The organism is uncultured Gelidibacter sp., assembly GCF_947500795.1.
Taxonomy (GTDB): Bacteria; Bacteroidota; Bacteroidia; order Flavobacteriales; family Flavobacteriaceae; genus Gelidibacter.
In genome coordinates, this window is sequence record NZ_CANMTE010000002.1 from 116220 (window position 1) to 138013 (window position 21794).

The following is a 21794-nucleotide window of genomic DNA, read 5'->3' on the forward strand; positions in this document are numbered from 1 at the left end:
TTTTAGCACTAAAAATACCTTTTTTGACGGTTATCTATCGTATTTTTGCATCCAAATCTTATGAATCACCTCAAAATTCATTAAAAATGCTCTCATTTTTTAAGGACTACAAATATTTCGGAATCGTATTATTAATCCTATCTATTATCATTGTTACGATAATGTACAATATCCTAACCCCTAAAAAAGTACTACCCATTTACCAACCGTCCATGGTGAATTTTGAAATGGTGGATAGCACCGTTCAATACCAAAGTAAATATCATAAGATTGCTGATTTTAGTATGCTCAATCAAAACGGCGATACCATCACCCAAGATGATTATAATGATAAAATCTATGTAGCAGATTTCTTTTTCACGACTTGCCAAACCATTTGCCCGATTATGACCGATCATATGGTTCAAATTCAAGAAAAAATAAAGAATGATGATGAGGTTATGCTACTCTCCTATTCCGTTACTCCAGGGATTGACAGCGTGGCACAATTGAAACGCTATGCGCTTGAAAAAGGTGTTATCGATGCAAAGTGGAATTTGGTTACTGGTGATAAAAAACAAATTTATGAGCTTGCCAGAAAAAGCTATTTGGCGGTTAAAACCGATGGCAATGGTGACGCTTATGACATGATCCACACTGAAAACTTCATGCTGATTGATAAAAAGCGTCAGATTAGAGGCTATTATGACGGCACAAATCCTGACGACATCGAGCAATTGTTGGAAGATATCAAGGTTTTAAAAAAACATGACAAGTAAGCGCTGCATTTCCATTCTTTTCATTGACAATGCAGAAAATTAAAACTTTAATCTTTTAACGTTGACCCTCTAAATTTTTATATTTACTTTTGCTTCTTTAAAATCAATCTAAATAAGCTTGCAAGTAACAGTCGCACATTTAAAAAGAGGGCAACGCGGTATCATTACTGACGTATCGTCTATTCATATCCCATTAAAACTCTTGGAAATGGGCTGTTTACCTGGCAATTATGTAGAGTTGGTGCAAGTGGCGCACTTTTCTGATCCTATGTATCTTAACATAAATGGCACCCATTTGGCCATCAGAAAAGAAACCGCACTTCACATTTTAATAGAGATCTTATAAATGAGTAAACAAATCAATGTTGCCTTAATAGGAAATCCCAATACAGGTAAAACTTCAGTTTTTAACGCACTTACAGGGATGAACCAAAAGGTGGGAAACTACCCTGGTATTACTGTTGAAAAAAAGGAAGGTATTTGTAAACTTCCACGTGGTGTAAAAGCGCACATCATTGATTTACCCGGAACTTATAGTTTAAACGCCTCTTCCTTAGATGAGAATGTGGTGATTGAATTGTTACTCAATAAAAACGATAAAGACTTTCCTGATGTTGCCGTAGTAGTGAGCGATGTGGAAAATCTAAAACGTAATTTACTTCTTTTTACACAGATAAAAGATTTAGAAATCCCCACTATTTTGGTCATTAATATGGCCGATCGAATGAGTTATAAGGGCATTTCATTAGATATTCCATATTTAGAGCAACAACTCAACACAAAGATTGCCTTAGTGAGTACGCGTAAAAAAAATGGGATTGATGAATTAAAAGAGTTGATTACAAATTACAAGGACCTCTCAATAGAGCCTTGTATGAATGCTTCTGAAATTGATAAAGAGTATTTCGCGAATTTGCAGAAAGCCTTCCCTAATCAGTTGCTATACAAACTTTGGCTGGTCATCACGCAAGATGTTAATTTTGGTAAGACCGACAGAAACGTCATTGACGACGTTGCTAATTTCAAAACCAAAACCAAAGCCGATTTAAAACGACTACAGCAAAAGGAAACCATAAAGCGGTACCAGTTTATAAACAATACGCTTAAAAAGGGACAAACTATCGATCTTAATTCAGCCAAGGATCTGCGAATTAAATTGGACCGTATTTTAACCCACAAAATATGGGGTTACGTGATATTTTTCCTGATTTTGCTGACCATATTTCAAGCCATCTACGACTGGTCTAGCGTACCAATGGACTTTATTGATGCATCCTTCGCCTCTTTGAGTGAATGGACAAAAAACACGCTCCCATCCGGTGCTTTTACAAGTTTATTATCAGAAGGTATCATTCCTGGATTGGGTGGTATTGTAATTTTCATTCCGCAAATCGCATTCTTATTCCTCTTTATTTCAGTGCTTGAAGAAAGTGGTTATATGAGTCGCGTAGTGTTTTTAATGGATAGAGGCATGCGACGTTTCGGCTTAAGTGGAAAAAGTGTGGTACCTCTAATTTCAGGAACCGCATGTGCCATTCCTGCAATTATGGCTACAAGAAATATTGAAAGTTGGAAGGAACGCTTAATTACTATTTTAGTTACGCCTTTTACCACCTGCTCTGCCCGATTACCAGTCTATTTGATCATTATTTCTTTAGTCATTCCTGATGGTCGATTTTTCGGATTAGGCTATCAAGCCATGACCTTAATGCTTTTATATTTGATTGGTTTTGGAGCGGCGTTAGTATCGGCCATGATTTTAAATAAAATTCTGAGGTTTAAAAGCAAGACCTTTTTTGTGGTAGAGATGCCAAATTACAAGATGCCTTTATTCAAAAATGTGCTGCTAACGGTTATTGAAAAAACAAAATCGTTTGTATTTGGCGCCGGTAAAATCATTCTCGCTATTTCTATTATTCTTTGGTTTTTGGCGTCTTATGGCCCTGGCGAAGAGTTTAATAATGCTGAAGAAATCATTAAAACTGAATACGCTGGTCAAAATCTGACGGACGACGAATTACACGAACATGTGGCTTCCCAAAAATTAGAACATTCATTTTTAGGAATTACCGGTCACGCTATTGAGCCAGCCATTAGACCATTAGGTTACGATTGGAAAATTGGAATTGCCTTAGTCAGTTCCTTTGCTGCGCGTGAAGTTTTTGTAGGCACTTTGGCCACCATTTATAGTGTTGGAAGTGATGATGAAGAAACCATTAAAAACCGAATGGCTGGGGAAGTGAATCCTATTTTAGGTGGCCCTCTATTTACATTCGCATCAGGCATTTCCTTACTCCTATTTTACGCTTTTGCAATGCAATGCATGAGTACGTTAGCCATTGTGCAACGTGAAACAAATTCGTGGAAATGGCCCATCCTACAACTTGTAATTATGAGCGGTTTTGCGTATATTATAGCATTGATTGCCTTTCAACTTTTGAAATAGCTCCAAGCTAAGCTATGGCAGATGTACAGTGCGATTGATTGATTAAATAAGAAACAAAATGAACGATACAATTCAAACCATATTAGCGCTTACAGCTCTTGGACTTGCATTAAGTTTCTTGATTAAGAAATTCTTTTGGAAAAAAACCAAAGCAAAAAAAGCCTTTAGTGACGCTCATGATTGTGATAAGTGTCATTAATAGGTCATTAGGCGTTGTGTGATTCCTCTTGCGTTGGGATGATGATTTCAAAACATTGCGAATAGTTACTCTTATGTGATTCCTCCTTCGTCGGAATGACAATTCATAAGCATTGCGGATTCTGGATTATGCGATTCCTCCTTACGTCGGAATGACAAATTACAAACATTGCGAATAGTTATTCCTGATTATGTGATTCCTCCTTCGTCGGAATGACAATTCATAAGCATTGCGGATTCTGGCGTTATAAGATTCCTCCTTCGTCGGAATGACAAACTGCATAAATTTATTCCTTTTAGGTTTTCTTAAATCACTGATACTTTTCAAACCAGGCCAAGATGTGCGCCACCTTGCTGATTAAATTACTTGGTTTATTGGCTATACCGTGAGCAGCATCAGGAATCTCCACCAAAACCGTTTCAATTTTTCTCAGTTTTAAGGCGTGATACAACTGCTTCGCTTCACTTGGCGGCGTTCTTAAATCATTCATTCCCACCATCACCATGGTTGGGGTTTCAATATTTCCGACCAGTGAAATAGGTGAAAATTTCCAATACGTTTCAAAATTCTCCCAAGGCTGCCCCTCATAACGTGTGTGGGCATAACCGTAATAATTATCGGCCACCAAGGTTTTACTGATCCAATTGATGACAGGTTTAACCACCGCAGCGGCTTTAAATCGGTTGTTATTCCCAATCATCCATGTGGTCATAATGCCACCTGCACTTCCGCCGGTTACATATAATTTATCATTATCAACAATCCTTTTTTCAACCAAATAATCCACACCATCCATCACATCATTGTAATCCTGTCCTGGATAATTATTCTTCAATAAATTCCCGAATTCTTCACCATAACTGGTACTTCCACGCGGATTAGGATAAAACACCACATATCCTGCAGCAGCAAATAGTTGAATTTCCGCCGTAAATCGGTCGCCATAATTCAAAATTGGTCCACCATGATTTTCTACCAATAGCGGATATTTTTTAGACGCGTCATAAAATGGAGGTTTTACAATCCAGCCTTGAATATCCCTACCATCAAAAGTCGATTTATACCACACTTCTTCCGTTTGGCCTAATTCCCTATAAGCAAGCACATCACTGTTCAAATTGGTGATTAAACGCGCATCTTTCTTATTCTCTACAACCGCCAATTCTGCCGGATATTCCGGACGTGATTGCGTGTATACTAACGTCCCATTCTGAGACACGCTATAAGAGCCCGAAGCATACGGTCTTCCTATAGTTGTTCCTCCAACATTATCTGCAAGTTTTGATATTTTTCCTGAAGTCGTAATGTATCCAATTTTGGAATTTCCTTTTTCATCATACATAAAGTACAAGCCTTTACCATGAGCATCCCATGTAATATTAGAAACGCTATTATCGAAATCGGAAGAAATTATACGCTTGTTGCTGCCATCAGCATTCATCAGCCGCAATACCGTATTTTGATGGTCTTGCACACGATCTTCATAGCCTAAATAAGCAATGGTTTTCCCGTCAGGAGATACTGTTGGCGAATGGTCAGGTCCATCTTGTGTGGTTAATTGGGTAATCTGTTTCGTGTCAATATTCACTTTATAAACTTCGCTATTTCGAAATCTGTATTGCCAATCTTCAAAGCGGTTAGCGGAAAAATAAATATCTTTTCCGTTAGGTGAGAAAGACAAACTACCACCATGATTGTAATTGTCAGTGGTTAATTGGCGTGGAGTACCTCCGTCAGCAGGAATGATAAAAACATGGGTAAAGCCAGGTTCCATATAGCCGCTACCATCGGCTTCATGTTTTAATCGGTCAGTGATACGCGCTGGTTCAGCCCACTTCGCTCCTTTCGGTTTTTCCGGTAACTTGGCAATCACCGGTGGCTTTTGGGACACAAACATGTTAAAAGCAATCCATTTCCCATCAGGAGACCAAGTTAAAGTACTCGGCGATTTTGGTAATTGTGAAATTTTAGCAATCTGTCCTGTTTGCGTCCAATACATGTAGATTTCCGAACCTTCTTCCGTGCTACTTGCAAATACAATGCGATCTCCCGTAGGCGACCAACTTGCTTGTGATTCGCTCACCTCCCTTGAGGTCAATTTACGATGCGAAGTCCCGTCTGAATTGATAATCCAAAGATTCCCATCAGCCTTATCATTCATGATATCAAACCCGTTTCTTTTATAGACAATCTGTTTGCCGTCAGGAGAAATTTGAGGGTCTGATGCCCATTCCAATTCGAACACATCCAATGGTTGGAAAGGTAATTTTTGTTGTTGCCCGTAGCTGCTTTGTAACGTTATAAAACATACAAAAAGAAAAAGAGATAATCGCATCATCAGTAAATAGTGTTTAAAAATGGAAAGTTACAAAATATAAAAAACGTTTTGATACTCTAAAATTTACGCTATATTTGAATAATTATTTAAGCATACTTAAATTTTAATTAAACCTTACAATACAATGTCAGTCGCTATTGAAAATTTCGTTAAAGCTATTTACAGCAATAACCTTCAGGATCACAACAATACCAAACCTGGAAACATTGCTAAAAAGTTGGGAATCTCTAATGCCGCGGCAACTGATATGGCCAAAAAGTTAGCGGCTAAAAATTTATTGCATTACGAAAAATATCAGGCACTACAACTCACAGACAAAGGCACAAAACTCGCGTTAAACGTCGTTCGGAAACATCGTTTATGGGAATCACTATTGTTTAAGATGTTTGATATGTCTTTACATGAAATCCATCGTGAAGCCGAATTCCTAGAACATGAAACATCAGATTTTTTAGCAGATAAAATAAGCGAATATTTAGGTCATCCAAAGTTCGACCCTCATGGAGATCCGATTCCAAATGCGAACGGAGAAATCACTACTGAAGACACTTCAATTTCATTAGCGCAGGCAGTTGAAGGCAAAGCTTATGTCATTTCGCGATTAATCAGTGATGATGAAGAGTTTTTCGATTTCTGCCAACATAACGGACTGAAATTTGGAAACACCGTTTTTATCAAGAAACAATTTAGTAAAACAAAGATGACGCAAGTCACGGTCTTTAACAACACGCTTTTACTCAATGAAGATTTCACAAATATCATTTATGTCAATGAAATCGAATAAAAAACATATCGCCGTCATCAATTTTATCGTGGGCTCCTGTTCCCTATTTGCACAAGAGGACACAACATTGACAGTACCACTGATTACTGACCGTCCTGATGCTAGGGAGTCTCCAACAGCAATGCCAAAAGGAATTCTTCAAATTGAAACAGGTTCCTTTTATGAATCGTATGAAAAAAACAGCATAAAAAAGGAAGCTTTCACCTACAACACAACCTTACTCCGATACGGATTACTCAATAATTTAGAACTACGTGTAGGTTGGAATTTTGAGGAACAAACCGTCCATATCAATGGAAACAAGCTAAAAGATGTGAACAGTGGCTTCCACCCTTTGTTATTAGGTTTTAAAACCACAATTGCACAAGCAAACGGATGGTTGCCGGAAATAGGATTTTTAAGCCACTTGTATCTTCCTTTTATGGCAAGTACTGATTACAAACCAGAAACCACTGGTGCTAATTTTCTATTTGCATTTAATCACACGCTAAGCGAAAAGTCGAATTTAGGCTACAATATCGGCGCGGCATGGAATAATGACTCTCCTGAAATTGCCTATACATATGCGATAGCCTATGGATATGGAATTACGGATAAACTAGGGATGTATACTGAACTGTATGGCAATTTTCCTGAAAACAGCACCGCTAACCATTTTTGGGATGCAGGATTAACCTATTTAATTTCTTACAATGTCCAACTCGATGCGTCAGTGGGCACTAGCATCACCAACGGACAGGATCTCCTTGTTAGTGCAGGTGCGAGTTTTAGAACCCCAACACAAAAACAAATCAGATGAAACATATTTTAGCAATAGCATGTCTTTTTACACTTCTTTTCAGTTGTAAAAACGATCAGAACAACAATGGCAACCTCAACATTGTAACCACCACAACGCTGATTACAGATTTAGTCACACAAATTGGTGGCGATAAGCTCAACATTCAAGGCTTGATGGGAACTGGTGTGGATCCGCATTTATATAAAGCCAGTGAAGGTGATGTGTCTAAATTGGTGAATGCTGATTTGATTTTTTACGGAGGATTGCACTTAGAAGGCAAACTCGTAGAGGTTTTTGAAAAAATGCAAAGCCAAAATTTGCAGACCATTGCTGTATCGGATGCCTTAGACCCTAAAACATTGATTGGCTCAGAATATTTTGCGTCAAATTACGATCCGCATATTTGGTTTGATGTACACAATTGGGAACTCATCACCGCTTTTGTCGTTAAAAAATTGTCGGAAGCAGACCCGAAAAACAAAGCATTTTATGAAGAAAATGGCAAAAACTATCTCGAAGAATTAAAAGTTTTAAACGCTGAAGTTAAATCAACCATTAGTACACTTCCAGCAGAGAAACGAATTTTGGTGACGGCACATGACGCCTTTAATTATTTTGGAAAAGCCTACGGATTTGACGTAGTTGGATTACAAGGCCTCTCCACCGCAACTGAAGCTGGCGTTCAGGACGTTCAAAATTTAGCTAACTTTATTATTGAAAAAAACGTAAAAGCCATTTTTGTAGAAAGCTCCGTTCCTAGGCGGACCATTGAAGCGCTTCAGGCCGCTGTGAATTCCAAAAATCATAAGGTCGAAATTGGCGGCACGTTATATTCTGATGCCTTGGGAAATGCAGGAACTCCTGAAGGCACCTATATCGGGATGTTCAAGTATAATGTAAACACGATTGTGAATGCTCTTCGCTAGAAACTAGCATGTCGTAACAGATGAACGAATTAGCAAAAGAATTAAAAGCCATAAGTATGGATGATCATATAAAAGAAACATCGCCCTCCAAAACCGTGTTAGCAGTCAAGGTTGATGATTTAACCGTGGCTTACAATTACAAACCAGTTCTTTGGGATATTGATCTTGAAATCCCAGAAGGAGTGTTGATGGCTATTGTTGGCCCAAATGGCGCTGGAAAATCTACCTTAATTAAAGCTATTTTGGGAATTCTAAAACCACTTGCCGGTAGTGTGACTATTTACGGCAAACCGTATCACAAACAGCGGTCGCTCGTGGCTTATGTGCCCCAAAAAGGAAGTGTCGATTGGGATTTCCCCACCACAGCGCTCGATGTTGTCATGATGGGAACTTATGGCAGTTTAGGATGGATTAAACGCCCGGGAGTTAAAGAAAAAAAAGCCGCCTTGGAAGCTTTAGAAAAAGTAGGCATGCTTCCTTTTAAAAACCGCCAAATTAGCCAGCTCTCTGGCGGACAGCAGCAGCGTATCTTTTTGGCGAGAGCCTTGGTACAGGATGCGTCTATTTATTTTATGGATGAGCCATTCCAAGGGGTTGATGCCACTACTGAAATTGCAATTATCAATATTTTAAAGGAATTACGTAAAGCAGGAAAAACAGTAATAGTCGTCCATCACGATTTACAAACAGTTCCAGAATACTTTGATTGGGTAACCTTTCTAAACGTGAAAAAAATTGCCACAGGTCCCGTCATGGATATTTTTAATGACGATAATTTAACCAAAACCTACGGTATTAATTATAAAGTAAGTGTGCAGAAATAAGTTGGCAGTGAGGAGTTGGCAGTTGGCAGTCATGAAAGACTGAAGCCGGAAGGGTTGCTACAAACTCTAAAGCAATAAACCATTAAAAATCAATGCTAAACACTCCTAAATAAGTTAAGAACAGATTATGAACTTACAAGAGTATTTTTCTTTAGTGTTCAGTGATTACACACTACGGACCATCACGCTAGGCACCGCCATTTTAGGCGCTGTTACTGGCATGCTCGGTAGTTTTGCAGTATTACGGAAACAAAGTTTGCTTGGTGATGCCATTTCTCATGCTGCACTCCCAGGAATTGCTTTGGCGTTTTTGATAACTGGCGCGAAAGACAGCAATACCTTGTTGATTGGCGCTTTAGTCAGCGGACTCCTCGGCACCTTTTGGATTAGAGGCATTATCAGTAAAACCCATTTAAAATCGGACACTGCTTTAGGATTGATTCTCTCCTTATTTTTCGGCTTTGGAATGCTCCTACTCACATTCATCCAAAAGCAACCCAACGCGAACCAGGCCGGATTGGATAAATACTTATTTGGACAAGCCGCCACATTAGTAGAAAGCGATGTGTGGCTTATGGCGATAATTACCGGAATCTGTGTTTTGGTGATGTTGTTATTTTGGAAGGAATTCAAACTCCTACTATTTGATGCTGATTACACCAAAACGCTGGGTTTCAACACCAAATTTATTGATATTCTCATCACTACTTTTATCGTATTAGCGATCGTTTTAGGCTTACAGACTGTAGGGGTAGTACTTATGAGTGCTATGTTATTAGCGCCTGCAGCAGCCGCACGGCAATGGACCAATAGCTTAAGTAAAATGGTGTTATTGGCTGCAATTTTTGGAGCATTTTCCGGGGTTTTTGGAACCGCCATTAGCGCAAGTCAAGACAATCTCTCAACGGGCCCAGTAATTGTATTGGTAGCTTCTGTATTTGTGATCTTTTCATTTATTTTTTCACCGAGTCGCGGCTTGTTATTTCGTCAAATCAGATTTATCAAAAACCGAAGCGATTTACAATTACAGAAAACGCTTTCTTTTATGTACCATATTGCCGAAACGCACGAAAACATTTCACATCCGCATACCATCAAAATACTAAACAACTTTCAAGGATTTACACGAAAATCGCTTCAAAAATTAGTAGATAAGAATTATGTCACCATCGATGGTACCATGTGGAGTTTGACGAAGGAAGGTTTTGAAACCGCCGCAAACTTATATAACCAAAACATCAAAAAAGATGAATAGCGCACAGTTTGAAATACAGCTCATTGCAAGTTTGGTAGCAATTGCCTGTGCTATTCCGGGAACTTTTTTAGTGCTTCGGAAAATGGCCATGATTAGTGACGCCATTAGCCATTCCATTTTACCGGGAATTGTTGTTGGTTTTTTTATTACCCAAGATCTTAATTCGCCGTGGCTAATTCTACTTGCTGCGCTAACGGGTGTAATTACGGTAGCTTTGGTAGAACGCATTCAAAAAACGGGCTTAGTTAAGGAAGATACCGCCATCGGACTCGTTTTCCCCGCCCTATTCAGTATTGGCGTTATTATGATTGCCAAGAATGCAAATGATGTGCATTTAGACGTCGATGCCGTTTTATTAGGAGAATTGGCCTTTGCCCCTTTTGACCGACTTACAATTGGCGGAACAGATATTGGTCCAAAATCGCTTTGGGTAATTGGCACGATTTTAATGGTGACCGTCGGACTTTTAATCGCATTTTTTAAAGAATTAAAAGTAAGCACTTTTGATCCTGGATTGTCCGCATCCTTAGGGTTTTCGCCATTAATTATTCACTACGGACTTATGACCGTTTCCTCTGTGACTACGGTTGGAGCCTTTGATGCCGTTGGTGCTATTTTGGTAGTTGCTTTAATGATTGCCCCTGCAGCCTGTGCCTATTTATTGACAACAGATTTGAAGAAAATGCTCGGACTCGCCGTATTATTTGGTGTGTTTAGTGCCATTTCAGGATATTGGCTGGCCCACTGGATTGATGCATCTATTGCTGGTTCTATTACAACAATGCTTGGCGTTGTATTTTTATTCATCTACCTATTTGCCCCAAGCAAAGGACTCATCGCGGTAATCTATCGCGACAAGCAACAACGTATTGAGGTCTCACTTTTAACTTTTTTACTACATCTTAAAAATCATACTGAAGAACGAGAACGTCACGTAAACCATCTCTGTGAACATATCAATTGGCAAAAAGTACGAAGCCAAACGGTATTGGATTTAGCACTAAAAAACAACATGATTCACATCAATAAAAACATTGTTACGCTAACTGAAAAAGGTGATGATTTTACCTCACAAGCCATTGATTACATTATCACCAATGAAGATGCGCAAATTGAAGATATGAAGGACGATTTCTTTTTATTTAGAGGCTAGCTAAGCAATTGGTTTTGTAAGAAATAATTTCGTTAACTTTGATTTCCATCAAATGGTTAACAATGAAATATACCTTCTTTTACATCAGTCTACTTTTCCTTTGCGCTTGTGGCACTTCAAAAACAATAGTTGACAAACCCATTACTTTTAATGACGAACGCATTGAACTCACAAAAGAGTACCTCGCTTCGCGTTATGGCTTAGAACAGGACGAACCGACCATTGTTCCTAAAATGATCGTGTTGCATTGGACGGCAATTCCAACACTCGAAAAATCTTTTAATGCATTCTATGCAACAACATTGCCGAGCAGACCCGATTTGGTAAACGCAAGCAACTTGAATGTGTCATCACAATTTTTAGTGGATTTAGATGGCACTATTTACCGATTAATGCCAGAAACTACCATGGCAAGACACGTTATTGGTTTAAATCATACGGCCATTGGGGTTGAAAATGTAGGTGGCACAGAAGGCGCTCCCTTAACCAAGGCACAAATAAAATCAAACATTTGGTTGGTCAAATATTTGAGCGAAAAATACCCAATTGAATATCTGATTGGCCATTATGAATATACTAATTTTGAAGGTCATGAGTTATGGTTGGAAGTAGATGAAGGCTACAGAACTCAAAAGACCGATCCGGGAGAAGATTTCATGGAAGCCGTTAAAAAAGGCACTAGAAAACTAAATTTAAAATCGGCACCCGCTAAAAACATTTAATAATTATGAAATACATTCTTTCCTTAATAATTGCGATAGTGTCCTTTTCGGTAACGGCGCAAGTTAATGATATGACCACGAGTCTTTACGATAGTTACTCAAAATACAAAGAACCAAGCTTGGATAAACGCCGGATTAAACATGATGATATCCAACCGCTGATCAACAAATTAAAAAGCAATCCTGCGTACACCGTTCAAAAAGTAGGTGAAAGTATTAAAGGCAAAAGCATCAGTTTAATCAGTGTAGGAACTGGAGAGACCAGCGTCTTTTTATGGTCACAGATGCATGGTGATGAACCAACAGCAACGCAAGCCATTTTCGATATTTTTAATTTTTTGAATAGTCCTGACTTCAAGTCTGAAAAAGAAGCATTGTTGAGCAAATTAACGCTTCATTTTATACCAATGCTCAACCCAGATGGGGCTGAAGTTTTTGCGAGACGAAATGCTCTAGGAATTGATGTTAATAGAGATGCGCTCATGCTACAATCTCCGGAAGGTCAAATTTTAAAACGTATTAGAGACAGTTTAGATGCCGATTTCGGATTCAATCTACACGATCAAAGCACCTATTATAATGCGGAACGCACACCTAAACCAGCTACAATATCCTATTTGGCACCCGCTTACAATTATGAAAAAGACATCAATGAGGTTCGTGGGAATGCCATGAAAGTAATTGTGTTTATGAACAACATCATTCAAAAATATGCACCAGGTCAAGTAGGGCGTTACAATGACGACTTTGAACCTAGAGCGTTTGGTGATAATATTCAAAAATGGGGAACAAGTGCTATTTTAATCGAGTCTGGCGGATATAAAAATGATGTTGAAAAACAGGAAATTAGAAAGCTCAATTATGTGTCTATTTTATCTGCTTGTTACACGATAGCCAATGGAGACTACAAAACGATTCCTATTGAAGACTACGAGAAAATTCCACAAAACGATCGCAAATTATTCGATTTAAAAATTGAACGATTTACCCATAAACTTTTAGGAAAGGATTACATTTTAGATATCGGAATCAACCGCTTAGAAGTTGAAGATAAAAACCACGAGAACTTTTACAATGTAGGTAGTATTGTAGAAAAAGGTGATCTTTCAACGTTTTATGGCTACGAAACTGTAGATGCTACCGGATACCGATTGGTTGAAGGAAAAGTGTACCCTGACATCATTCCATCATTAAAGGAACTCCAAAAAATGGATATTTACAGTCTTTTAAAATCGGGTTACACTTACGTGCGATTGTCAGAGATTTCACAACAGGATAAAGATGTGTCCTTACCTATCAATATTTTGGATAAAGATCAAAAAGTTCCTGGGTTTTATGTGAATATTGGCAACAATCCGAATTTTACATTACAAAAAGACGGCAGCGTAGACTATGCTGTAGTCAACGGATTTTTAATCAACTTAAAGACTAAAGAAAGTAATTTTAGAAACGCTATTTTCTATGGAAAATAGAGGAAATCGTTAATAATTATCCCGCAAATACTCAAGCACGCCCTGCATCTGCTCCTTAATTTTGGAAGTTGATGTGCGGTAATTGTTATTCATAAAACTAAAAATCAAAACTTCACCGGAATTGGTTACGAGATAGCCACTTAAACAATGAACGTTACCCACGGTGCCAGTTTTAGCATAGACATAAGGGGCGTTTTCGCCAGCATACCAGCTCTTAATAGTGCCACTTTTACCTCCCACTGGGAAGAAATTGAACAAGCGCTCACGTGGAATGTCAGCATAGAGTTTATCCAAAACCTGCACGAACGATAAAGGCGTGAAAAGATTATAACGACTCAAGCCGGAGCCATCAACCCAATATGGTTTTTGTTTCAAATCTTTTAATTGATTGTCTAAGATTGACTTTCTGATAACATCGGCATCTAAGGTGTCAGAAACTGTGGACGAAGCTAATATCAGCAGTTGTTCTGCTAAAAAATTATCGCTCACTTGCATCATTCGTTTATACACACTGTCCGACGCCTCACTATAAAGCGTTTGGTCTGTTTTCAATTTGGAATTCGGAATGATCCTAACCTTCCCCGGAAGCAAATCATCCCAAAGTTGCTTAACCAGCATTGAATCTAACACAAATGGGACTTCAATGGTGTCCTTTCTCGTAACCTTATAATAGAAATTATTGGTATTGAAATCTCGACGGCTATTCAATTCAGACAACGAAGTTTTGCCTTTTAAAAACTTAGGATAAGTGTTTAATTCGCCAGTTTTCGAAATAGTGGCCACATTCCCATACAGTGGAAATGCACTGCGCTCAGGACTATAATACATATCATAATCTTCCCAAGCCCAACCTGGAGCGAACTTGTCATTGTTGTAATTATCGGTTACAAGCTTCACTGCTTTAAACGACTTCAAAAAATTAAGCGCTGTACTATCTTTAAAATACGGATGCAAAAAACTAGGATCTCCGGTTCCCTTCACAATCAAAGTATCCTGATCGATCGCATATTTCAAAGCTGGAATTTTCTCAGGCAGATATTGTAATGCTGTGTATAAGGTGAAAATTTTAGTGTTGCTCGCAGGTGTAAAATAGCGTTCAGCATTATAGTTATAAATCGTATCCTTAGTTCTCGGATTGTAGACCATAACCCCCGTAAACTGATTATCGTAAAAACTGGATTCTAAAGTTGTATCGAGATGTTTAGAAATTTTAGAAGACTTACAGTTGACTAGGGTTAACGAGAGTAGTGTGAGAAGACTAAAACGCCCAATAATGTTTTTTGTTTTTAAATACTTAGTAGCGGTGATCATATGGCAATACAATGAATGATTTATGAATTTTAAAGTTAGATTATATATTTACAAACCCATAATCAAATCTTGAAAAAATTAGAATTGCTAGACATACATTAGATATTTGGGCATTTTCGATTTTTATAACTCTGACTTTCCTCCTCACTTGAGAAGTGATTACTGTGGAAAATCAAACAATGCGGACTTCAAATGCTCCAAATCTTCTTTGGTATGATTTGCCGTAATCACAATCCGATTCATCAGCGTGTCATAATTAGGATACTTAAAATTGGTGATGATGATCCCTTTCGATTTTAAATACTCGAAGATGCCATCGCTGTGGGAATAGATAACAGGATAATCAATATCGTAAATAAAATTTGCCGGTAGGTCATTATCTCCGAATAGAAACTGAAGATTTGCTCGTAATTTCTTGAGTTGATTTTGCACTAATTCTTGAGCATCAAGAAAGGTTTGCAGAAAAATAGGATTCATCCCTGCCGCAGAAACAAACACAGCTTCATTCTTTATTGTTTCAATAAACTGACTTTTCCCGGCAATCACTCCTCCTGAACAACCATAAGCCTTGGTTAGTGAGCTTATCATAATTTTTTGGACAATCCGTGGGTGTTCAACAGTTTTAAAAACACCATCGCCATGTGGCCCAACAATACCCAGACTATGAGATTCGTCGAGCAATAATGTGATGCGCTTACTTGATGAAATAGCATTCAAGAAATCAAAATTGGTAGGTTTTACAGCCAAGGACAACAAGGCATCAGCAGTTATCACAACCGATTCTTCCACATCATCTAATAAACCAGGATGCAATGCTCCTTCCACGAATAAAGGTAAACTTGTACTTTTAAGAATAGCTGGGTGGGTTTTTGGATAATGATAAAACTTCTCATGATCTTTAGACAAGTAATCAATCACTATTTTTCCAGCCAAAGTACCTGAAGACACTGTGAGTGCTGCATCAGCACCAATAATTTCGGCCAATACAGCTTCCGCTTTTTGGTAAATGCTCAATTTGACATTCGCATTCCGTGAACTTCCATAAGCAGAACCCCATACTTTTATGCTTTCACAAAGTAGGTTTTGAAATTTTGCATTTGTGGCCAATCCCAAGTAGGAAGTACCACCAAAATATAGAAAGGTTTTACCCGAAATGGTGACGGTTCTATCCGGAAAGTGTTCAATCGTCATTAGATTATGCGATTAAAGTAACTCCGGTACCATTCAATTCATTATAATAAACCTCACCATTTTCAATTCGCACGCCTGTAGCAATATCTTCAGCCAACAAAAGGGCACCATCCATATCTACATAATCCAATAACGGCAGTAAATGCGCAATTGCTGAAATACCAACCGTAGATTCGGTCATACAACCCACCATCGTTTTCATTCCTAATGCTCGCGCTTTTACCAACATACGTCTTGCCGGTGTTAATCCGCCACATTTGGTCAATTTAACATTCACACCATGAAAATGCTGGTAACATTTTTGGACATCAGCTTCAACCTGACAGCTTTCATCAGCAATAATTGGTAAAACTGAATTTTCAAATACTTTCTTATGACCATCCCAATCATCTGCAGGTAGGGGCTGCTCTATAAACTCAACGCCTAATTCTTTCAAGGCGATGGCATTGGAAATCGTTTCATCAGCCGACCATCCGCAATTGGCATCAACTCTAAAAACAGCATCACTATGCTTACGCAGTTCTTTTACAATAGCAATATCCTGATGTGAGCCGAGCTTTATTTTATAGATAGGCCACGGCATTTCTTTCATTTTTGACACCATCTTTTCAATGGTATCAATCCCAATGGTATAATCTGTTAACGGATTATTATTGATATCATACTCCCATAGCTCATATAATTTTTTACCCTGTTTTCTTGCGTATAAATCGTTATAAGCCAAATCTAAAGCACACAACGCAAATTTATTGTTAGGCATAAGCGCTTCCATTTTTGCCCAAAATGCCTCAGGATTCATTCCTGAAGATTCTGCAATATGCGGCTCCAACGCCTTCAAATCTCGCATCATATCTGACACTCCAATTTTGTAATAAGGGTTGGAAGTCGCTTCACCGAATCCGGAAAAACCATCTTCTTTGAGTTCAACAATGAGAGAAGGCTGCTCGTCATGAGACTCTCTTGAAATTGTAAAGGTGTGTCTTAATTTTAAAGTATATGGTCTGAGAATAAGTTGCATCCTTTGAATTTTTTTAAACATTCTACCGATTCCTTATAACCGTCCGAATGCTGTGATTTTCTATAAAACTAAATTAATCAATAATATATAAATTTCTAACAAAAGGTAATTAAAACCCTTGGGCGAACTACATCTAAATTTAGAAATTAGGCAATTTGATATATTTTCTTAAAAACGGCGTTCCTTCTGCAGCTTTTCATAAGCTTCTTGCACCTGACGGAATTTATCTTCTGCACCTTTTTGATGTTCTTCACCCAAATGAATCACACGGTCTGGATGGTATTTCTTCGCCATTTTTCTATAAGCAGCCTTGATTTCATCATTAGTAGCATCTTTGGTGATTTCAAGGATTTTGTAAGCATTGTCACTGCTGTTATAAAACATCGCTTTAATACTTTCAAAGTCACGAGAACTGATGCCAAGATACCCTGAGATGGTATAAATTTGACGCACTTCGCTATCTGTAACCATGCCATCGGCCTTGGCAATTCCAAAAAGGAAATGCAACAATTGTAGGCGCGCCGCATGATCCATCATACGCTGAATTTGCATACATACTTCGCGCACCGGAATTTGTTGCTGATTAATGCCCTTAAACAATTTAAAGGCATGGTTGGCGCGTTCCTGGCCGTACATTCCAACAAATTGCTGACGCACATAATCCAATTCGCGCTTATCCTGATGTCCGTCAGCTTTTATAACGACTGAAGCTAATATGAGTAAGCTGACTTCAAAGTCGCCAGGCTGCGTTTGTGGTCGCGCCTGTGTTTGCCCTCTATACGGTGGATTTTGTTTCTGATTGGTCTGCCAATCGCCTAAAAGTGGAGCCCCGTTACCTGATATAGAATCGACAATACTCCCCAATACCATTCCAATAATAGCACCAATAGGACCTCCAAAAGACCATCCTAAACCTGCACCTATCCATTTTGAAAAATTCATCTCTAATTTTTAATTAATTGAACTTCAAATATAATATAGTTAGTGTCTTATAAATGAAATTTATGGTCGAAATTTGTATTGAAAACACAAATAGTAGCATTCAATCTCACTACTAAGAACTGCTTCCCAAAGAGGATTTTTCCGTATCTTTGCACTCTCGAAGTGTCGAGGTTTAATAATAATTTAAAAACTTAAAATATATGTATCCAGCAGAATTAGTAAAACCAATGCGTGAAGATTTGACGAAAGTTGGATTTGAAGAATTATATACCGCTCAAGATGTTGATTCAGCCTTGGCTAAGGAAGGAACAACCCTTATTGTTGTAAATTCAGTATGTGGATGTGCTGCAGCAAATGCACGCCCTGGTGCACGCATGAGTTTACAAAACGCAAAACGCCCTGACCATATTGTCACTGTTTTTGCAGGTGTAGATAAGGAAGCAGTAGATAAAGCAAGAGAGCATATGGTGCCTTTTCCTCCAAGTTCTCCATGTATGGCTTTGTTTAAAGATGGCGAATTAGTGCACATGTTAGAGCGTCATCATATTGAAGGCAGACCAGCAGAATTAATTGCAGAAAATCTTGTAGATGCTTATAATGAGCATTGCTAAAAAACATCTCTTTTGAGGTTATATTCTCAAAACGTTATTAAACCACAGTAAATTTACTGTGGTTTTTTTTTGCTGATACGCAACCAATTATAGAAATTAGCATCTACATTAAAAGATACTCCTTATGAAAACCTCAACATTCCTTATACCTTTAACCTGCCTCTTTATTCTTCTAACTGCTTTTAAATGCAATGACGTAGAAAACATGAGCTGTGAAGAGAAACGTTCAAAATTGAACGAGATGAAAATCACCATCGAGAATTTGGCAGAAACCTCCGTTTGTAATGAAAATTTTGAATGCCGTTACCTAGCCTTAGGCAGCAAACCTTGTGGCGGTCCTTGGGAATATTTGGTGTACTCCACTTCTATTGACACGCTTAAGTTGACTAAATTAGCAGAAAACTACAATCAGTTAGAAAAAATGATGAATACTGATTGTGGCCTCATGTCTGACTGTTCCATGGTAATGCCACCGCAACAGCTAACCTGCGAAAACAATAAGTGCATTGCCATTTATTAGTAGGTTATTAGACGGAGTTTTTATTAATTTTGCAGGATGCGAAAAATATTAGCTTACCCCCTAACGGTTTTATATTTGATATGTTTTGGAATCACCTTAGTAGTGTTCCATCCTATCCAATGGATTTGCTTTAATGTGTTTGGATACAAGGCACATAAGATCAGTGTTGATTGGTTACAGTTCTTTTTAATCCGCTGCTTAAATGTATTGGGCACCCGATTTACATTTACCAATCCTTATGATATCCCTACTGATGAGCCGCTCATCATTGTAGCCAACCATCAAAGTATGTACGACATTTCTCCAATTATGTGGTACATGCGTAAGCATCATCCTAAATTTATCGCTAAACAAGAGCTTGGAAAAGGGATTCCTAGCGTTTCATATAACCTGCGTCATGGCGGTTCAGTTTTGATTGATCGTAAAAACCCGAGACAATCCATTCCTGCAATTATGAAATTTGGGGAGTACATCGAAAACACCAAGCGCGCAGCCGTTATTTTCCCTGAAGGTACACGAAGTAAAAACGGAACTCCAAAGCCATTCCAAACCAAGGGATTGGAAATATTGATGAAAAAAGCGCCTTCAGCTACCATCGTTCCTATCAGTATCAATAATTCCTGGAAAATGTTACGCTATGGTAATTTTCCAATGGGAATAGGAAATCATTTAAAATTCACGGTACATCAACCTCTCAAAATTGCTACCTTTGTAGATAAGGAAGAATTAATCAGGACTGTTGAACAGACGATTTCTTCGAATATTCATCCCTAAATTACACTATTATGTCATTAAAAAATGTAAGATTAGAAGTGATGCAACATCTGGAAAAAGACGTCGAATCACTTATTCAAAAATATTTAATCCCTGTCGAACAAATTTGGCAGCCAACTGATTTTTTACCGAATTCAGAAGGTGACAACTTTTTTGAAGAGGTAAAGGAAATTCGTGAATTATCGAAAGAATTACCTTACGATTTTTGGGTTGTTTTAGTTGGAGATATGATCACCGAAGAAGCATTACCAACCTATGAATCCTGGTTAATGGATGTGGAAGGTGTAAGCCAGGTAGAACGTAATCCATGGGGCAAATGGGTACGCCACTGGACTTCTGAAGAAAACCGACACGGCGATGTGCTTAATAAATACCTTTACTTATCAGGTCGCGTCAATATGAAAGAAATTGAAAAAACCACACAGCATCTCATCGCTGATGGTTTTGATATTGGTACCGATAGAGATCCTTATAAAAACTTTATATATACCAGTTTCCAAGAATTAGCTACGTATATTTCCCACAACCGTGTTGGTAAAATAGCTAAGGAGAAAGGTAATAAGTCGCTCTTTAAGATGTGTAATATTATTGCTGGAGATGAAATGCGTCACCACCATGCGTATGCAGAATTTGTAGAACGCATTTTTGAGGTGGATCCAAATCAGATGATGATGGCGTTTCAAACCATGATGAAGCAAAAAATCACCATGCCTGCGCATTTCTTGAGAGAATCAGGAAACCAGATAGGCACTGCTTTTGAAGAGTTTTCAAATACGGCTCAGCGTATTGGGGTTTACACTTCAGCAGATTATATAGATATTTTGGAAAAATTAATCAAGCGTTGGGAAATAGGCAATATCAAAAATTTATCTGATGATGCTGAAAAAGCGAGAGACTATCTCATGAAACTTCCAGACCGTATGAAGCGTTTGGCCGACCGTATGAAAATCCCAGAAAACTCGTATCAGTTTAAATGGGTGGAACCGGCGACTCTTAAGTAGTATGGAACGCTGATAACACAGATTTAGCAGATTTTAACTGATTTTTCCTAGTATGGCTTATTAATGGATAATTATAAACATTCAGAAACTACAGATCTCATTTTGAAAGGTTTCTACAATGTATATAATCAATTAGGCTATGGTTTTTTGGAGAAAGTCTATGAAAAAGCAATGTTCATTGAATTAAAAAGTTTGGGTCTTTTTGTAGAAAGACAAAAACAAATCAATGTCCATTACAAGCACCAAATAGTTGGGGAATATTATGCTGATCTAATTGTTTCGGAAGCCGTAATTATTGAAATTAAAGCTGCTGAATCTTTGTGTGAAGAGCATGAATTTCAACTTATAAACTATCTCAAAGCTACAGATATTGAAGTCGGATTGCTGCTGAATTTTGGCAAAACGCCTCAGATAAAAAGGAAAATATTTTCGAATAAATTTTAGATATATTATAGAACGCAGATGACGCGGATTTAGCTGATTTTAACTGATTATTTAATTCTCTATAATGCTAATTGACAAACAGTTATAAGCATTCAAAAACTGCCGATTATAGAAATTAAATCAGATGGGTTACTTTGCGAAACATACGAGTTTCAACTCATCCATTATCTAATGCTTAACCCAAAGCATCTCATATCAATAATTTAAAAGAATCTGCGTCAATCATAAAAAATCCGCGTCATCAGCGTTCTCCTATCCCACATGAAAATCCAACAAAATCATATAATTATCAATGCAGTGAATAACATTCTGCGTCAATCATAA

The 21794-nt window shown here is 38.0% G+C and carries 22 protein-coding genes; 17 read left to right on the forward strand and 5 right to left on the reverse strand.

All coding sequences use genetic code 11. The features are described from left to right. The first annotated feature begins 86 nt into the window (after nt 1-86). The 4 genes from Q0947_RS05715 (at nt 87) to Q0947_RS05730 (ending at nt 3403) form a co-directional block, all read left to right on the forward strand. Nucleotides 87-758 carry an SCO family protein gene (locus Q0947_RS05715; protein ID WP_299393338.1) on the forward strand — a complete coding sequence of 224 codons (672 nt, stop codon included), beginning with the start codon at nt 87-89 and terminating at the stop codon, nt 756-758. A gap of 118 nt (nt 759-876) precedes the next feature. Then, complete coding sequence (locus Q0947_RS05720) at nt 877-1104, forward strand: FeoA family protein (RefSeq protein WP_299393343.1); 228 nt, start codon at nt 877-879, stop codon at nt 1102-1104. Continuing rightward, nucleotides 1105-3204, forward strand: coding sequence for a ferrous iron transport protein B (feoB, locus tag Q0947_RS05725; protein ID WP_299393347.1), 2100 nt, complete (start codon nt 1105-1107; stop codon nt 3202-3204). It begins immediately after the preceding gene. A 58-nt stretch (nt 3205-3262) separates the two neighbouring features. Next, on the forward strand, nt 3263-3403 hold the full coding sequence (locus tag Q0947_RS05730) for a FeoB-associated Cys-rich membrane protein (RefSeq protein WP_299393352.1): 141 nt from the start codon (nt 3263-3265) through the stop codon (nt 3401-3403). 310 nt (nt 3404-3713) lie between these two features. On the opposite strand, the gene Q0947_RS05735 is transcribed toward Q0947_RS05730, so the two are convergent. After that, nucleotides 3714-5738: a S9 family peptidase gene (locus tag Q0947_RS05735; RefSeq protein WP_299394968.1), complete on the reverse strand. Its 2025-nt coding sequence runs from the start codon at nt 5736-5738 to the stop codon at nt 3714-3716. Between the two features lie 127 nt (nt 5739-5865). Here Q0947_RS05735 and Q0947_RS05740 point away from each other — a divergent pair, with 127 nt between their 5' ends. The 8 genes from Q0947_RS05740 to Q0947_RS05775 all read left to right on the forward strand — a co-directional run bounded on the left by Q0947_RS05740 (nt 5866) and on the right by Q0947_RS05775 (nt 13658). Next, nucleotides 5866-6525, forward strand: coding sequence for a metal-dependent transcriptional regulator (locus tag Q0947_RS05740; RefSeq protein ID WP_299393357.1), 660 nt, complete (start codon nt 5866-5868; stop codon nt 6523-6525). After that, nucleotides 6512-7324 (forward strand): transporter, encoded by an 813-nt coding sequence (locus Q0947_RS05745; RefSeq protein ID WP_299393360.1) that lies wholly within the window; start codon nt 6512-6514, stop codon nt 7322-7324. The genes Q0947_RS05740 and Q0947_RS05745 overlap by 14 nt, the downstream gene beginning before the upstream one ends. Continuing rightward, the gene (locus Q0947_RS05750; protein ID WP_299393365.1) at nt 7321-8232 is read left to right on the forward strand and encodes a zinc ABC transporter substrate-binding protein; all 912 of its coding nucleotides are present in this window, start codon (nt 7321-7323) and stop codon (nt 8230-8232) included. The genes Q0947_RS05745 and Q0947_RS05750 overlap by 4 nt, the downstream gene beginning before the upstream one ends. Nucleotides 8233-8288: 56 nt before the next feature. Beyond that, entirely contained in the window at nt 8289-9056 is a 768-nt protein-coding gene (locus tag Q0947_RS05755; RefSeq protein WP_299394972.1) for a metal ABC transporter ATP-binding protein, read from the forward strand. A 127-nt stretch (nt 9057-9183) separates the two neighbouring features. Then, a complete protein-coding gene (locus Q0947_RS05760) occupies nt 9184-10311 on the forward strand; it encodes a metal ABC transporter permease (protein ID WP_299393371.1) in 1128 nt (375 codons plus the stop codon). Next, nucleotides 10304-11464 carry a metal ABC transporter permease gene (locus tag Q0947_RS05765; RefSeq protein ID WP_299393375.1) on the forward strand — a complete coding sequence of 387 codons (1161 nt, stop codon included), beginning with the start codon at nt 10304-10306 and terminating at the stop codon, nt 11462-11464. Before Q0947_RS05760 ends, Q0947_RS05765 begins: the two co-directional genes overlap by 8 nt. 62 nt (nt 11465-11526) lie before the next feature. After that, on the forward strand, nt 11527-12186 hold the full coding sequence (locus tag Q0947_RS05770; protein WP_299393380.1) for a peptidoglycan recognition family protein: 660 nt from the start codon (nt 11527-11529) through the stop codon (nt 12184-12186). A 5-nt stretch (nt 12187-12191) separates the two neighbouring features. Continuing rightward, on the forward strand, nt 12192-13658 hold the full coding sequence (locus Q0947_RS05775) for a M14 metallopeptidase family protein (RefSeq protein WP_299393384.1): 1467 nt from the start codon (nt 12192-12194) through the stop codon (nt 13656-13658). 9 nt (nt 13659-13667) lie between these two features. Here the strand turns inward: Q0947_RS05775 and Q0947_RS05780 are convergent, their stop codons facing one another. From Q0947_RS05780 to Q0947_RS05795, 4 genes are all read right to left on the reverse strand, one after another. After that, the gene (locus tag Q0947_RS05780) at nt 13668-14969 is read right to left on the reverse strand and encodes a D-alanyl-D-alanine carboxypeptidase (RefSeq protein ID WP_299393388.1); all 1302 of its coding nucleotides are present in this window, start codon (nt 14967-14969) and stop codon (nt 13668-13670) included. Between the two features lie 159 nt (nt 14970-15128). Then, entirely contained in the window at nt 15129-16160 is a 1032-nt protein-coding gene (locus Q0947_RS05785) for an aminotransferase class I/II-fold pyridoxal phosphate-dependent enzyme (protein ID WP_299393393.1), read from the reverse strand. A 4-nt stretch (nt 16161-16164) separates the two neighbouring features. After that, entirely contained in the window at nt 16165-17178 is a 1014-nt protein-coding gene (locus tag Q0947_RS05790; RefSeq protein WP_299393398.1) for a dipeptide epimerase, read from the reverse strand. A gap of 168 nt (nt 17179-17346) precedes the next feature. After that, nucleotides 17347-18120 (reverse strand): DnaJ domain-containing protein, encoded by a 774-nt coding sequence (locus Q0947_RS05795; RefSeq protein WP_299393404.1) that lies wholly within the window; start codon nt 18118-18120, stop codon nt 17347-17349. Nucleotides 18121-18320: 200 nt separating this feature from the next. Here Q0947_RS05795 and Q0947_RS05800 point away from each other — a divergent pair, with 200 nt between their 5' ends. The 5 genes from Q0947_RS05800 to Q0947_RS05820 all read left to right on the forward strand — a co-directional run bounded on the left by Q0947_RS05800 (nt 18321) and on the right by Q0947_RS05820 (nt 21470). Next, the gene (locus tag Q0947_RS05800; protein WP_299393408.1) at nt 18321-18731 is read left to right on the forward strand and encodes a BrxA/BrxB family bacilliredoxin; all 411 of its coding nucleotides are present in this window, start codon (nt 18321-18323) and stop codon (nt 18729-18731) included. A 124-nt stretch (nt 18732-18855) separates the two neighbouring features. Continuing rightward, the gene (locus tag Q0947_RS05805) at nt 18856-19251 is read left to right on the forward strand and encodes a hypothetical protein (protein ID WP_299393412.1); all 396 of its coding nucleotides are present in this window, start codon (nt 18856-18858) and stop codon (nt 19249-19251) included. Between the two features lie 36 nt (nt 19252-19287). After that, nucleotides 19288-20025: a lysophospholipid acyltransferase family protein gene (locus Q0947_RS05810; RefSeq protein WP_299393415.1), complete on the forward strand. Its 738-nt coding sequence runs from the start codon at nt 19288-19290 to the stop codon at nt 20023-20025. A gap of 11 nt (nt 20026-20036) precedes the next feature. Further along, a complete protein-coding gene (locus Q0947_RS05815; protein WP_299393419.1) occupies nt 20037-21026 on the forward strand; it encodes an acyl-ACP desaturase in 990 nt (329 codons plus the stop codon). 63 nt (nt 21027-21089) lie between these two features. Next, nucleotides 21090-21470 (forward strand): GxxExxY protein, encoded by a 381-nt coding sequence (locus Q0947_RS05820; protein ID WP_299393423.1) that lies wholly within the window; start codon nt 21090-21092, stop codon nt 21468-21470. The last annotated feature ends 324 nt before the right edge of the window (nt 21471-21794 follow it).

What these genes read in the sequence shown, in the direction of transcription:
- Q0947_RS05715 (WP_299393338.1), top strand. Translation starts at nt 87, where the DNA reads ATGCTCTCATTTTTTAAGGACTACAAATATTTCGGAATCGTATTATTA.
- feoB (WP_299393347.1), top strand. Translation starts at nt 1,105, where the DNA reads ATGAGTAAACAAATCAATGTTGCCTTAATAGGAAATCCCAATACAGGT.
- Q0947_RS05730 (WP_299393352.1), top strand. Translation starts at nt 3,263, where the DNA reads ATGAACGATACAATTCAAACCATATTAGCGCTTACAGCTCTTGGACTT.
- Q0947_RS05735 (WP_299394968.1), bottom strand. Translation starts at nt 5,738, where the DNA reads ATGCGATTATCTCTTTTTCTTTTTGTATGTTTTATAACGTTACAAAGC.
- Q0947_RS05740 (WP_299393357.1), top strand. Translation starts at nt 5,866, where the DNA reads ATGTCAGTCGCTATTGAAAATTTCGTTAAAGCTATTTACAGCAATAAC.
- Q0947_RS05745 (WP_299393360.1), top strand. Translation starts at nt 6,512, where the DNA reads ATGAAATCGAATAAAAAACATATCGCCGTCATCAATTTTATCGTGGGC.
- Q0947_RS05750 (WP_299393365.1), top strand. Translation starts at nt 7,321, where the DNA reads ATGAAACATATTTTAGCAATAGCATGTCTTTTTACACTTCTTTTCAGT.
- Q0947_RS05755 (WP_299394972.1), top strand. Translation starts at nt 8,289, where the DNA reads ATGGATGATCATATAAAAGAAACATCGCCCTCCAAAACCGTGTTAGCA.
- Q0947_RS05760 (WP_299393371.1), top strand. Translation starts at nt 9,184, where the DNA reads ATGAACTTACAAGAGTATTTTTCTTTAGTGTTCAGTGATTACACACTA.
- Q0947_RS05765 (WP_299393375.1), top strand. Translation starts at nt 10,304, where the DNA reads ATGAATAGCGCACAGTTTGAAATACAGCTCATTGCAAGTTTGGTAGCA.
- Q0947_RS05770 (WP_299393380.1), top strand. Translation starts at nt 11,527, where the DNA reads ATGAAATATACCTTCTTTTACATCAGTCTACTTTTCCTTTGCGCTTGT.
- Q0947_RS05775 (WP_299393384.1), top strand. Translation starts at nt 12,192, where the DNA reads ATGAAATACATTCTTTCCTTAATAATTGCGATAGTGTCCTTTTCGGTA.
- Q0947_RS05780 (WP_299393388.1), bottom strand. Translation starts at nt 14,969, where the DNA reads ATGATCACCGCTACTAAGTATTTAAAAACAAAAAACATTATTGGGCGT.
- Q0947_RS05785 (WP_299393393.1), bottom strand. Translation starts at nt 16,160, where the DNA reads ATGACGATTGAACACTTTCCGGATAGAACCGTCACCATTTCGGGTAAA.
- Q0947_RS05790 (WP_299393398.1), bottom strand. Translation starts at nt 17,178, where the DNA reads ATGCAACTTATTCTCAGACCATATACTTTAAAATTAAGACACACCTTT.
- Q0947_RS05795 (WP_299393404.1), bottom strand. Translation starts at nt 18,120, where the DNA reads ATGAATTTTTCAAAATGGATAGGTGCAGGTTTAGGATGGTCTTTTGGA.
- Q0947_RS05800 (WP_299393408.1), top strand. Translation starts at nt 18,321, where the DNA reads ATGTATCCAGCAGAATTAGTAAAACCAATGCGTGAAGATTTGACGAAA.
- Q0947_RS05805 (WP_299393412.1), top strand. Translation starts at nt 18,856, where the DNA reads ATGAAAACCTCAACATTCCTTATACCTTTAACCTGCCTCTTTATTCTT.
- Q0947_RS05810 (WP_299393415.1), top strand. Translation starts at nt 19,288, where the DNA reads ATGCGAAAAATATTAGCTTACCCCCTAACGGTTTTATATTTGATATGT.
- Q0947_RS05815 (WP_299393419.1), top strand. Translation starts at nt 20,037, where the DNA reads ATGTCATTAAAAAATGTAAGATTAGAAGTGATGCAACATCTGGAAAAA.
- Q0947_RS05820 (WP_299393423.1), top strand. Translation starts at nt 21,090, where the DNA reads ATGGATAATTATAAACATTCAGAAACTACAGATCTCATTTTGAAAGGT.